The following is a 12,675-nucleotide window of genomic DNA, read 5'->3' as shown; positions in this document are numbered from 1 at the left end:
ATCATGACACGTTTGAACTGGGGTATGATTGGCGGCGGCGAAGGCAGCCAGATCGGGCCGGCCCACCGTATGGGCGCGCAGGCGGATGGCAATTTTGTATTGGCAGCTGGCGCGCTGGATCATGACGCGCAACGCGGGCGTGATTACGCCCAGCGTCTGGGCGTGGCAGCAGACCGTGCCTATGGCAATTGGCAGGAGATGCTGGCGGGTGAAAAGGGTCGCGATGATCGTATTGATCTGGTGACGGTGGCGACGCCGAACTCGACCCATTTCGAGATCACCAAATCCTTCCTGGAAGCGGGCTTTAACGTGCTGTGCGAAAAGCCGATGACCATGACGGTTGAAGAGGGTGAGGAGATTGTAAAAATCGCCAAATCCAGCGGCAAAATCTGCGCGGTGAACTATTGCTATTCCGCCTATCCGATGGTGCGTGAAATGCGCCAGATGGTGGCCAATGGCGAAATTGGCAAGGTGCGGGTGATTGTGGCGAACTTTAGCCACGGCCACCACGGTGACGCAGGTGATGCGGATAATCCACGGGTGCGCTGGCGCTATGATCCGGCAATGGCGGGTGTGTCCGGCCAGTTCGCCGATTGCGGCATCCACGCAATGCATATGGCCAGTTTCATTGCCGGTGATGAGGTCAAAGAGGTTTCGGCCGATTTCGCCTCAACCATTGCCAGCCGTGAACTGGAAGATGACGCAATGGTCAACTTCCGCATGGAAGGCGGCACCGTGGGCCGTCTGTGGACCTCTTCGGTGGCGATTGGTCGTCAGCACGGGTTTGAAATTCAGGTATTTGGCGAAACCGGTGGTCTGCGCTGGCATGCGGAGCAACCCAACCAAGTTTACTATACTCCGCTGGGTGGCCGCACTCAGATCATGGAAAAAGGTGAAGGCGGGCTTTCGGATGAGGCGGGGCGTCTGTCGCGTGTTGCGATCGCCCACCCAGAGGGCTTCCCGATGGCTGTGGCCAACATCTATGTGGATCTCGCAGCCGCAATCCGTGGCCAGGCGCACGGGGCGTTCCCAACTGCGACCGATGGTCTGCGTTCTATGGCGGCGGTGCATTACTGTGTTGAATCTGCGCGCTCTGGCGGGGCGTGGGTTGATGCGCGCCCGGCGCTGCTACGCTGATAAATACCTCTTCAAGCGGCTCTATCTGGGCCGCTTGAACATGTTTGCCACCTACATCTGAGCCCGATCAGGAAAGCGCAGGCAGGGTGCCGCGCTCTACCAGCTCGGACGGCAGCAGATGGGCCTGAACAGGCAGGTCTTGATCTTCTAGCATCTGGCACACCATCTCAACCGAGAGACGTACCACCTCAGGGATTGGTTGGCGAATGGTGGTGAGGTCGATATTGCGCCAGCGCGCCATTTCCATATCGTTGAGCCCGATCAGCCCCACGTCTTCGGGCACGCGTTTACCCGCTGCATGCAATGCGGACAGCGCCCCGATGGAGAGCACGTCATCACCGCAGAAATAGCCATCAGCGATGTCTCCTGCAGCAAGCAGGCGCTGCATTTCTTCCCAGCCCGCATCATAGGAATAGCTGGCGGCAAAGGACGTGGTGACCTTGATGCCCTCTTCGGATTTCAACGCATCCAGAAAGCCAAACAGGCGATCCTCGGTTGAGGTTGCCTGCTGTGGACCTGCCAGCATGGCGATATGTTTATACCCCCGTGCCAGCAGAGCCTTGGCTGCGATGCGCCCGGCTTCTTTGTTGTCGATGCCTACCACATTCACCTGGGGGTTATCCGTGTGGCGTCCAAAGCTATGAACCACCGGAACGCCTGCCACATGAAAGCTTTCGGCAAAGCTGATGGGTAGGGTTGATGAGGCCACAATCACCGCATCTACGGAATATTGCTGCAGCAGACGCAGCGAGGCCTGCGGATCGCTTTCATCTGAGAGGTTGACCAAGAGGGGTCGCAGCTCACGCTCCTGAAGCGCGCGGGTGAAGAGGTCAAACACCTCTAGAAAGATCGGGTTGTGAAAGTTGTTGCTGACGAGGCCGATGAGCTTGGTGCGCCCGGTGGTCAGGGATGAAGCGAGTGCATTAGGTCGGTAACCCAGCTGGTCTGCGGCCTTTTGGATTTTTGCGCGCGTGGCCGGAGAAACCGAAGCGCCTTCGGTAAAACAGCGTGAGACAGCCGAACGGGATACCCCGGCAAGCGCAGCAACTTCTTTCAGTGTTACAGGCAATGAAGAACCTTTCAGATGCGTCCCGATCGGATATAGCGCCAAGAAGGAATCGGTGAAAGCACCATAAAATAAAAGCGGCAAGGCCCGTGGCCCTGCCGCATTACCGCAAAATCAGGTGGTTTCGATATCAAATTCCGGCTGGGTCTTGGCGCCGGTGATATAGGCGACCACGTCCTGGCCATCGGTTTCTTCCTTGCGCAGATCGGCCACAATTCGGCCGCGCCTGAACACCACGATCCGATCCACCAGATCCATCACCTGCCGCATGTTGTGGCTGATCAGGATCAGCGGCTCACCCGCCTCTTTCAGGGTGCGCACGATGTTTTCCACCTGTGCGGTTTCCTGCACCCCCAACGCAGCGGTCGGTTCATCCATGATTGCCAGTTTCGAGGCAAAGGTCGCGGTGCGGGCAATGGCCACACATTGGCGCTGCCCCCCGGACATGTTCTGGATGGTGTTGCGAATATTGGGGATTTTCACCGCTGTGCGTTGCAACCCTTCAAGGGTGGCTTCGCGCATGGCCTTGTAATCCAAGATCCGAAACGGGCCGAGCCAGTTGAATTTGGTGATCTCACGACCCAAAAACAGGTTGTCCGGCACATCCAGATCATCGGCCAGCGCAAGCGTTTGGAACACGGTTTCGATCCCAGCTTCGCGCGCATCCAGAGGGCCTGCAAAATTCACCTCTTGGCCATCAAAGATGATGGAGCCGCTGGTGGGTTGTTCAACCCCGGTGATCTGGCGCACGAAGGTGGATTTGCCCGCCCCGTTGTCACCCATGATCGCCACATGTTCGCCCTTGCGCAGCACGAAGTTGGCATCGTTAAGCGCGTGTACACCACCGTAGTGTTTGGTCAGGCCGCGGGTTTCCAGAATGATATCGCTCATCTGCTTAGCTCCTTCCGCCAGAGCGATCCTGGCGCATTTTGTCCAGAACCACCGCGCTGATGATGATGCCACCCATGGCCATCAGCTGATAAAAGGCGTCGAGTTTGATATAGGTGAAGCCTGACTGGATCACACCAAAGACCATCGCGCCAAGCACGGTGCCGATGATGGAACCACGCCCACCGGTGAGGCTGACGCCGCCGATTACGGCCATGGCGATGGCATAAAGCTCATAGAAGATGCCCATGCCGGACTGTGCGGTCAGGTTTTTCGAGCTCAGGATAATAGCGGCAAAGGCAGCCAGCATCGAGGCAATCATATAGACGAAGATCTTATGGCGGCGCACATTGATCCCTGACATGCGGGCGGCGTCTTCGTTGGATCCAACCGCATAGGTGTGTTTGCCATAGAGTGTGTATTTCAGGATGAAATGGCACAGGATCGCCAGACCGATGAACCAGTAGACCGGCATCATCCCCTTGCCAAGCGCGGCAAAGGAGTCGGTTGGGAAGGATACGGGTTTACCACGGGTCCAGGCCTGAGCAATGCCGCGGCAGATCAGGAACATGCCCAAAGTGGCAATAAAAGGCGGAATGCGGGTAAAGGCGATCAGGCTGCCATTGATTGCGCCGATAAAGGCTCCAAAGGCCAGGCCAACAACCACCGGTGCCAGCACCGGCAGATCAAACGCCCAGGTGCCAAACACGGCTTTGGGGTTGGGGTTGCCATTGACCAGCTCTGTCTGGGCAAATGACATCACGATCATCGCGGTTGCGCCCACCAGCGGCCCCGAGGAGAGGTCGATACCGCCAGAGATGATCACCTGGGTCACGCCCAGGGCAATAATACCGATGATTGACACCTGTAGGATGATGATGCGCAGACGCGCTTCATTGAAGATCGAGTCAAAGCGATCACGGGTGTCAAACAGAAAGCTTTGATCGTTCATATAGGGCAAAGCCTGCCCCAATACTTCAAAGGTCGCAATGATAGCGATCAAAGCAAAAAAGATGTTCAGCTCATTGGGCCAAGCGCGTTTCTTCGCGTCATACTTGAGCCCGCCGATGCCATGTGCCGAATTGGCCATTTATAGCACTCCCTGCCACGTCAAAAGGGTCACGCAACAGATGCGTGAGACAGGGCGACGCGAGTGCGCCGCCCAAATCTAGAATGGGTTGGATTAGTTCAGGAACTCGGAAACGTTTTCCGGAGTTACCAGTTTGAAGGGGATAAAGACGGTTTTGTTGACGTCTTCACCCTGAGCAAGTTTCAATGCAGTGTCGATGGAGCCTGCGCCCTGACCGGCTAGATCCTGGAACACGGTGACGTCCATTTCACCGGCCTGCATCGCAACCAGCGCGTCTGGGGTTGCGTCAACGCCGCCAACCACAACATCATCCATCGAAATGCCTGATGCTTTCATCGCTTGAATGGCACCAATGGCCATTTCGTCATTGTTGCCAAAGACCGCGTCAAAAGGTTCACCGGAAGAGATCCAGTTGGTCATCAAATCCTGCGCCTTGTCACGGGACCATTCCGCCGTCTGCTCGTCGATGAGTTCGATGAAGTTACACATATCCATGCCGATCACGTCATGGAAGTCCTTGGAGCGTTGCACCGCAGCCTGATTGGAGAGCTGGCCCATCAGCATATAGGCTTTGGCACCGCCGGATTTGCCCTGTGCGCGCAGATCCTGACACATGCGGAAGGCCGCCAGAGTGCCGGATTCGACCTCATTGGATGCCACAAAGGCCTGTCCTTCGGGCAGCGTGTCCATATTGACCGGCTGACGGTTCACATAGACCAGTGGCACACCTGCAGAGGCTGCTGCCTGCGACATCGCCGCGGTTGCATTGGTGTCGACCGCGTTGACGATGATCGCATCCACGCCGGTGGCGATAAAGTTGTTGATCTGGTCGAGCTGGCGCGCCACGTCGTCTTGCGCATCTTCCATGATCAGATCAACGCCTGCGAGGCCATCCGCATGCTCAGTCATGCCATTGCGCATGATGGTCAGGCCGTTGTCGTCAAAGCGTGCTACGGAAACGCCGATGGTTTCCGCCATTGCTGTGGTCGCCAGTAACGCGGAGATCCCCGCGGTCATCAGAAGCTTTTTCATAATTCCTCCCAGAATGCGTGTTGGTGTCACGCTGTGTTTGAGTGGCAATGCGCTTGCCGGTTCGTTCCCAACGAGATGTTTACCTCAGCCCTTGGATGTTACCCATCCCGGTGCCGATTCCTCCCAGCTCTCGTCGAGTCACCACAGGATATTGACGCATCTGAAATCATATTGCAACCGGTTGCATAAATTGTTTCGTGCCATATTTCATCTTTGCCGAACGCGTCGTTTGGAGCGTTCATGGCATCTGGCGGTACGCTAAGATCCAAAATCACCTTGATCATACGGGTATCCGACCCGCCGGTGAGTGGAGTGCGTCTTTTTGAAAAAGCTGTGACCCAGGGCCTTTGACGCCAGGATTTTCAATCCGGCCTCTATGGCGTGAGCCTGAATTTGTCTTCGACTGGTCTGCCAGGTTGTCAGGCAGCACAGTTTTTATTCCTAGGCAGGCAAGTCGGTGAGGCTGCCTTCAGTGAATGCCTATTGGAATGTAGCGTCTTTGCCCGGAGCGAAGCAATGGTATGGCTTTACCCTTACGGATAGGTCGCGATGCTGCGCTGCCGGTCGTGTATTCGTTATGTTTGTCAGAATACTATATCGGCAGGCAGAAGCCAATAATCTGTCTTATGTAATTTTCCTTGGGTAGGCGTGCATCTACGCGTTGAAGCGTCAGAACGATTGTTTTCCTGCGTCGCAACGGCAAAGCAACGTGCCTCGCGCTCTATAAGGTGCTCTGGCCTGATATGTTACATATTTATACGTGGCGTAATTTGTGTTACTTATTGGTTGATCGAAACGACCTTGCACTGTTTATTCGACCCAACGGTCGGCTAATTTGGGAAGGGATTCGCTATGCTCGACAGCTACATTTGTGACGGGGTGCGCACCCCCATTGGCCGCTACGGCGGCGCACTTGCTGCCTTGCGTGCAGATGATTTGGCGGCTGCCCCGATTGCGGCGCTGATGGAACGCCTGCCCCAGGTGGACTGGCGCGCCGTTGATGAAGTCATTTTGGGCGATTCCAATCAGGCGGGCGAAGACAATCGCAACGTGGCGCGTATGGCCGCTCTTTTGGCGGGGCTGCCCGAGGGCGTGCCCGGCATTACCGTCAACCGGCTTTGTGCTTCGGGTCTGGATGCGGTTGGCATGGTGTCGCGCGCGATCAAGGCCGGAGAATATGATCTGGCGATCGCCGGCGGCGTTGAAAGCATGAGCCGCGCGCCCTTTGTGATGGGGAAATCGGATAAAGCCTTGTCACGCAAAGTGGAAATCTATGACACCACCATCGGTTGGCGTTTTGTGAACCCGGCGCTCAAGGCGCAATACGGCAGCGATTCCATGCCGGAAACTGGCGAAAACGTCGCCATGGATTACAACGTGAGCCGCGAAGATCAGGACCGTTTCGCGCAGCGCTCACAAATCCGCTGGCAGGCGGCGCATGAAGCGGGCGTCTTTGCCGATGAGATCGCGCCCGTCACAGTGCCCCAGCCACGCGGTGCGACGCTGGAGGTGCGCGACGATGAACACCCGCGCCCTGGTGTATCGCTTGAAAAGCTTGCAAGCCTCAAAGGCGTGGTAACGCCTGACGGTCGCGTGACCGCAGGCAATGCCAGTGGCATCAATGATGGCGCGGCGGCACTTTTGTTGGCGAGCGAAGCGGGCCTCAAGGCCCACAACCTGACGCCCAAGGCACGTATTCTTGGCATGGCCAGCGCCGGTGTTGCACCGCGAATCATGGGTATTGGCCCGGTTCCGGCCAGCCAGAAGCTGTTGAAACGGCTGGGGCTGAGCATTGATCAGATGGATGTGATTGAACTCAATGAAGCCTTTGCGGCCCAGGGTCTTGCCACTCTGCGCGAGCTTGGCGTTGCTGATGATGATGCGCGGGTCAATCCAAATGGCGGCGCAATCGCGCTGGGGCATCCGCTAGGCATGTCAGGTGCGCGTCTTGTGCTGACGGCCGTGAACCAGCTGCACCGCAGCGGCGGGCGCTATGCGCTGTGCACCATGTGTGTGGGCGTTGGCCAAGGCGTTGCACTAGTTGTTGAAAGGGTCTGAACATGTATGCCCAGATGGTAAAATCAGAGGCCACGCAGGATGATCCCGCGCAGCTGGCGGCTTTTCAGGCTCGCATTGATGCGGATGAAAAGATCGAGCCTAAGGACTGGATGCCCGAAGGCTACCGCAAAACGCTGATCCGCCAGATCGGCCAGCACGCCCATTCCGAAATCGTTGGTCAGCTGCCCGAAGGCAACTGGATCACTCGTGCGCCCACATTGGAGCGCAAGGCGATCCTGCTGGCCAAAGTACAAGACGAGGCCGGGCATGGGCTTTATCTTTATTGCGCCGCTGAAACGCTGGGTGTCAGCCGTGATGAACTGACGGAAATGTTGCTGGATGGGCGGATGAAATACAGCTCCATCTTCAACTATCCCACGCTTACATGGGCCGATATGGGGGCTGTGGGCTGGCTGGTGGATGGCGCAGCCATCATGAATCAGGTGCCGCTGCAACGCACGTCTTATGGGCCCTACGCCCGCGCCATGGTGCGTATCTGCAAAGAAGAAAGTTTTCACCAGCGTCAGGGCTATGCCGTGATGATGAAAATGGCCCAGGGCACGCCTGCGCAGAAACGTATGGCGCAGGATGCGCTCAATCGGATGTGGTATCCTTCGCTGATGATGTTTGGCCCCAGCGACAAGGACAGCGTGCATTCGGCGCAGTCGATGGCGTGGAAAATCAAGATGAACACCAATGACGAGCTGCGTCAGAAGTTCGTAGACCAGACCGTGCCACAGGCCGAGTATCTGGGCCTCACTGTGCCCGATGAGAACCTGCGCTGGAACGAAGAGCGTGGTCACTATGATTTCTCAGAACCGGACTGGAGCGAGTTTTTCGACGTTATTCAGGGCAATGGCCCCTGCAATGTGGATCGCCTAGAGGCCCGCAACAAAGCCTGGGATGACAACGCCTGGGTGCGCGAAGGGCTTTTGGCCCACGGGCGCAAAAAACAGCAAGCAAAGGTAGCAGCACAATGAGCACGCCAGCCAATGAATGGCCTCTGTGGGAGGTGTTTATCCGTGGTCAGCACGGCTTGTCACACCGTCATGTGGGCAGCCTGCACGCATCGGATGCTGAAATGGCCATCCTGAATGCCCGCGATGTCTATACCCGCCGCAACGAAGGCGTCAGCATCTGGGTGGTGCCTGCGGCTGAAATTACGGCCTCGTCGCCCTCGCAAAAAGGGCCGCTGTATGAACCCTCGCAAAGCAAGGTTTACCGCCACCCGACATTTTTCGACATCCCCGATGAAGTTGGGGCGATGTGATGTCAGGAAGTCTGTTCGAATTTCTCTGCCGCATGGGTGACAATACGCTGATCCTTGGCCACCGCATCAGCGAATGGTGTGGTCACGGACCGGCGTTGGAAGAAGATATTGCGCTGGCAAACATTGCGCTCGATCTGATTGGTCAGACCCAGATGTGGCTGGGCCTCGCCGCCGAGGCCGAAGGCGCGGGTCGCAGTGCTGATGATCTGGCCATGCTGCGCGACGCCTGGGATTTCCGCAATGCGTTGTTGGTGGAACAGCCCAATGGGGATTTTGGCCGCACCATGATGCGCCAATATCTGTTTGATCAGTTCCATCTGCTGCAGTTGCAGGCGCTGTGTGACAGTTCAAATCAACAGGTTGCTGACATTGCCGCCAAGGCCGTAAAAGAAGTGACCTATCATCTGGAACGCTCTGCTGAAGTTGTGGTGGCGCTTGGTGATGGCAGCGCTGAAAGCCATGACCGGATGCAGGCGGCGCTTGATTGGGCCTGGCCCTATGTTGGTGAACTCTTTGCCAGCGATGATGTGGATCAGGCCATGGCAGAAGCGGCAATTGCACCGCGTCCCGACAGTTTGCGCGACGCCTATGATCTGGCGGTGGCCGATGTGTTGGCGCGCGCAACGTTGAAACGGCCCGAGGGTAATTTTGCCCATAGCGGTGGCAAAAGCGGCTTTCGCCATTCTGAACATCTTGGTCATCTGCTGGCGCAGATGCAGTGGATGCAGCGCGCCTATCCGGGAGCTGAGTGGTGATGCAGCCCGCCACCAGCGAAATCTGGCAATGGCTTGAGGATGTGCCCGACCCGGAAATCCCGGTTGTATCAGTGGTCGAGCTTGGCATTGTTCGCGACCTCAGCTGGGAAGGTGCGCAGCTGCAGGTGGTTGTGACGCCCACCTACAGTGGTTGCCCGGCGACATCCGTCATTTCGATGGATATCGAACAGGCGCTGCGTGATCACGGTATTGAGGATCTGGCAATCAAAGTGCGCATTGCTCCGGCTTGGTCCACTGACTGGATGCGCGACAGTGCCCGAGAGAAACTGCACCAATACGGCATCGCGCCGCCAACCGCTGCAGGTGGGCCAAAAGAATGCCCGCGCTGCGCCAGTACAGATCTTAAACGGATCAGCCAGTTTGGCTCAACACCTTGCAAAGCACAGTGGCGCTGCAACAGCTGCCTTGAACCGTTTGACTATTTCAAATGCATCTGAGGAGATCCCATGGCTCGCTTTCATAAACTCACCGTGAGCGATGTGCGCAAAACCATCCGCGATGCGGTGGTGGTCAGCCTTACGCCGCCCAAAGATATGGGCTTTGAGTTCATCCCCGGTCAGTATCTGACCTTTCGCCGTGATTTCGACGGCACCGAACTGCGCCGCTCTTATTCGATCTGCTCGGCACCACATGAAGGCCAGCTGCAGGTGGGCATCAAAAAGGTTGCAGGTGGTGCTTTTTCCACCTGGGCCAATGATGAGCTGGAAATCGGCATGGAGCTTGAGGTGATGGAGCCCATGGGCACCTTTCACACGCCAATTGTTGAAACCCAGCAGAAACAGTATCTTGGCTTTGCTGGCGGTTCCGGCATCACCCCGGTGCTGTCGATCCTGAAATCGGTGCTGCAACAGGAGCCCTTGTCGCAATTCACGCTGGTTTATGCCAATCGCGGCGTCAACACGATCATGTTCCGCGAAGAGCTGGAAGATCTGAAGAACCGCTTTATGGGGCGTTTGAATGTGGTGCATGTGCTCGAAAGCGGTGCCGAAGACATTGAACTGTTCCGTGGCCGCATTGATGCGGAAAAATGCGCCGGGCTTTTTGAACATTGGATCGATGTGGAGCAGGTGGATACTGCCTTTATCTGCGGCCCAGAGCCGATGATGCTGGCAATTGCTGCTGCACTGGAAGATCACGGTCTGGCAAAAGAACAGATCAAGTTTGAACTCTTTGCCTCAGCTCAGGTGGGGCAGCTCAAACAGCGTCGCCAGCAGGTCGGGGCAGATCAAGCCAAGTCACAGCTGCGGGTGCTGATTGATGGCACCCCGCATGAGTTGGAGATGGACCCGCAGACTTCGGTGCTCGATACTGCGCTCGAAAATGCGCTGGATGCACCATACGCCTGCAAGGCAGGGGTGTGTTCGACCTGCAAATGTAAGGTGCTGGAGGGCGAAGTTGAAATGCTCGCCAACCATGCGTTGGAAGATTATGAAGTTGAACGCGGCTTTGTGCTGTCGTGTCAGTCCTATGCGCTGAGCGACAAAGTGGTGGTGGATTACGATCAGCACTGATCACGCGCGGGTTCAAAATCTAGATGGGTCGCGAAACTAGGTCGCAGCTAACGGGCTGCGGCCGTTTGGGCCCAGAATCCAGCAGTTTCGGCCTTCAAACACGGCTGCGGTCAGATCGTGATCATACCCGGCACCGGTGTCTAGATTGATCCGGTTGCCGTGGTGTTCGGGCGTGCACACATGTGTGTGCCCGTGTACCACCAGCCAGGGATGTGGGCGCGGATCATCTAAAAACGCTTCGCGGATCCAGATCATGTCATCCGGGTCTTGCTGGGCGAGGGTCACACCGGGCTTGATGCCTGCGTGAACAAACAGCAGCTCGCCGTCCTGATGATAAGGTTTGAGCGTTTGTAAAAAATCAATATGAGCCTGCGGCACCGCGGCTTTGGCGCGCGCGTGTACCTGGTACACACGCGCGCCTTCGTCCACGTCAACGCCATAAGATTTCAGCGTTTCAATGCCGCCAATACGAGGGTGCAGCCAGTGGTATCCTAGCAGCAGGCGCGCATCATTGCGGGGGTATTCCTCTAGAAACATCGCGCACATCTGATCGTGATTGCCACGCAGACAGATCCAGTTGCGCCCTTCGGCCTGGCCCGATTGCAACAGATCCAGGACCTCACGGCTGTAGGCGCCGCGATCAGTGTAGTCGCCCAGAAAGACGACCTTGGCGTCAGCCCCGCCGTCTTTTTCAATGCGCGCCAGTACTTCTTGCAGCTTGGGGAGCTGGCCGTGAATATCACCGATGGCGTAAATAGGATCCGACATTAGGACTGCGTTGGGTTGGACCAGTTAATGGTGAGCTCTTCGCGAAAGGCAAAGCGGCACAGATGTGCGTCAATCACGTCTTGCCAGTGCGCGAGATCGCCACGGGGCCCGGTTGCAGCCTCAAGAGACAGCCGATCTTCATGCGCGACAAGTTCAACACGATTACCGGTTGGAAATGTGACATTGCCCCGGGTTTCGTCAAACGAAACTCCGCCCTTGTGCGACCAGTGTTTGCACAGCTGCTGCAGGTATTTGCTTGCATGTGCAGTATGTGCAACACCCGATACAGATTGATCCGGCAACAGGCTGATGCCTGCATTGGCTGCGGCGCGCATCGCACCTGCAAACAGTGTCACATCGATATTGGTGGCGACAAAGGTTGCACCCAGATCCAGACATTTGCGCTGCATATCGGGATCCAACGTCAGGATGCCCGCAGCTTTGCCTGCGGCCACGATGCGTTCTATTGCATCAAGCACAGCTGCAACCACTTCGGGGTGATCGGTTTTGCCGATATGCCCCATATCAGCGGCCAGATCGGCGGGGCCAATAAAGACACCATCCACATCGGTTTTCAGGATGTCATCCAAGGCTTCCATGCCAGCCCGGTTTTCGACCTGAACCAGCAGGCAGATCTGATCATCTGCAGTCTGCAAATAGTCCGGAATTGCCGAAAATTGCGAAGCGCGCGCCAAAGCAGACCCCACACCGCGCACCCCATGTGGCGGATATTGCACCGCGCGCACAAGATCGCGCGCCTGATCCGCAGTTTCAACCATAGGGACAAGCAGGTTCTGCACCCCGGCGTCGAGGAACTGTTTGATCATCCAGGTTTCCCCAATCGGCAGGCGCGCCATAGGGGTGCTGCCGGATCCTTCGATGACGCGCACCTGTTCGAGGATCGAGCGCAGATCATTGGGCGCATGTTCGCCATCCACCAACAGCCAGTCAAACTGGGCGGTGGCGGCGATTTCCGCCGTATAGGCATTGGCCAGACCAACCCAGCACCCGATCTGCGGATGCCCGGCCTTGAGCGCGGCTTTAAAGGTGTTGTGGGGCGCGGGCATCTGATGGCTCCT

Annotated in this window: 13 protein-coding genes; 7 read left to right on the top strand and 6 right to left on the bottom strand. The window is 57.0% G+C overall.

The annotated features are described in order from the left end of the window. Positions 1 to 3: 3 nt before the first annotated feature. Positions 4 to 1,137 carry a Gfo/Idh/MocA family protein gene (locus GG681_RS14380; protein WP_153548724.1) on the top strand — a complete coding sequence of 378 codons (1,134 nt, stop codon included), beginning with the start codon at positions 4 to 6 and terminating at the stop codon, positions 1,135 to 1,137. A gap of 67 nt (positions 1,138 to 1,204) precedes the next feature. Here GG681_RS14380 and GG681_RS14375 read toward each other — a convergent pair whose 3' ends face one another. From GG681_RS14375 to GG681_RS14360, 4 genes are all read right to left on the bottom strand, one after another. Next, complete coding sequence (locus tag GG681_RS14375) at positions 1,205 to 2,206, bottom strand: LacI family DNA-binding transcriptional regulator (protein ID WP_153548723.1); 1,002 nt, start codon at positions 2,204 to 2,206, stop codon at positions 1,205 to 1,207. Between the two features lie 111 nt (positions 2,207 to 2,317). After that, positions 2,318 to 3,094: an ATP-binding cassette domain-containing protein gene (locus tag GG681_RS14370; protein WP_153548722.1), complete on the bottom strand. Its 777-nt coding sequence runs from the start codon at positions 3,092 to 3,094 to the stop codon at positions 2,318 to 2,320. A gap of 4 nt (positions 3,095 to 3,098) precedes the next feature. Next, positions 3,099 to 4,181 carry an ABC transporter permease gene (locus GG681_RS14365; RefSeq protein ID WP_153548721.1) on the bottom strand — a complete coding sequence of 361 codons (1,083 nt, stop codon included), beginning with the start codon at positions 4,179 to 4,181 and terminating at the stop codon, positions 3,099 to 3,101. Positions 4,182 to 4,274: 93 nt separating this feature from the next. After that, on the bottom strand, positions 4,275 to 5,213 hold the full coding sequence (locus GG681_RS14360) for a substrate-binding domain-containing protein (RefSeq protein WP_153548720.1): 939 nt from the start codon (positions 5,211 to 5,213) through the stop codon (positions 4,275 to 4,277). 852 nt (positions 5,214 to 6,065) lie between these two features. On the opposite strand from GG681_RS14360, the gene pcaF reads away from it, so the two are divergent. The 6 genes from pcaF to GG681_RS14330 are packed head-to-tail and all read left to right on the top strand — an operon-like array spanning position 6,066 to position 10,828. Then, on the top strand, positions 6,066 to 7,271 hold the full coding sequence (gene pcaF / locus GG681_RS14355) for a 3-oxoadipyl-CoA thiolase (protein WP_153548719.1): 1,206 nt from the start codon (positions 6,066 to 6,068) through the stop codon (positions 7,269 to 7,271). A 2-nt stretch (positions 7,272 to 7,273) separates the two neighbouring features. Further along, positions 7,274 to 8,251 carry a 1,2-phenylacetyl-CoA epoxidase subunit PaaA gene (gene paaA, locus GG681_RS14350; protein WP_153548718.1) on the top strand — a complete coding sequence of 326 codons (978 nt, stop codon included), beginning with the start codon at positions 7,274 to 7,276 and terminating at the stop codon, positions 8,249 to 8,251. Beyond that, positions 8,248 to 8,541 (top strand): 1,2-phenylacetyl-CoA epoxidase subunit PaaB, encoded by a 294-nt coding sequence (gene paaB, locus GG681_RS14345; RefSeq protein ID WP_153548717.1) that lies wholly within the window; start codon positions 8,248 to 8,250, stop codon positions 8,539 to 8,541. The genes paaA and paaB overlap by 4 nt, the downstream gene beginning before the upstream one ends. After that, entirely contained in the window at positions 8,541 to 9,296 is a 756-nt protein-coding gene (gene paaC / locus GG681_RS14340; RefSeq protein ID WP_153548716.1) for a 1,2-phenylacetyl-CoA epoxidase subunit PaaC, read from the top strand. Before paaB ends, paaC begins: the two co-directional genes overlap by 1 nt. Then, entirely contained in the window at positions 9,296 to 9,754 is a 459-nt protein-coding gene (gene paaD / locus GG681_RS14335) for a 1,2-phenylacetyl-CoA epoxidase subunit PaaD (protein ID WP_153548794.1), read from the top strand. The genes paaC and paaD overlap by 1 nt, the downstream gene beginning before the upstream one ends. 9 nt (positions 9,755 to 9,763) lie before the next feature. After that, positions 9,764 to 10,828 (top strand): 2Fe-2S iron-sulfur cluster-binding protein, encoded by a 1,065-nt coding sequence (locus GG681_RS14330; RefSeq protein WP_153548715.1) that lies wholly within the window; start codon positions 9,764 to 9,766, stop codon positions 10,826 to 10,828. A 36-nt stretch (positions 10,829 to 10,864) separates the two neighbouring features. Here GG681_RS14330 and GG681_RS14325 read toward each other — a convergent pair whose 3' ends face one another. Both GG681_RS14325 and GG681_RS14320 read right to left on the bottom strand, forming a co-directional pair. Continuing rightward, positions 10,865 to 11,596 carry a metallophosphoesterase family protein gene (locus GG681_RS14325; RefSeq protein ID WP_153548714.1) on the bottom strand — a complete coding sequence of 244 codons (732 nt, stop codon included), beginning with the start codon at positions 11,594 to 11,596 and terminating at the stop codon, positions 10,865 to 10,867. Continuing rightward, positions 11,596 to 12,663 carry an aldolase/citrate lyase family protein gene (locus tag GG681_RS14320; RefSeq protein WP_153548713.1) on the bottom strand — a complete coding sequence of 356 codons (1,068 nt, stop codon included), beginning with the start codon at positions 12,661 to 12,663 and terminating at the stop codon, positions 11,596 to 11,598. The genes GG681_RS14325 and GG681_RS14320 overlap by 1 nt, the downstream gene beginning before the upstream one ends. Between the last annotated feature and the right edge of the window lie 12 nt (positions 12,664 to 12,675).

The sequence above is a fragment of the Tritonibacter aquimaris genome (genome assembly GCF_009617595.1).
In the GTDB taxonomy this organism is placed as follows: Bacteria; Pseudomonadota; Alphaproteobacteria; order Rhodobacterales; family Rhodobacteraceae; genus Epibacterium; species Epibacterium aquimaris.
The sequence above is the reverse complement of the archived record's forward strand: the minus strand, read 5'-3'. Positions and strand labels throughout refer to the sequence as shown.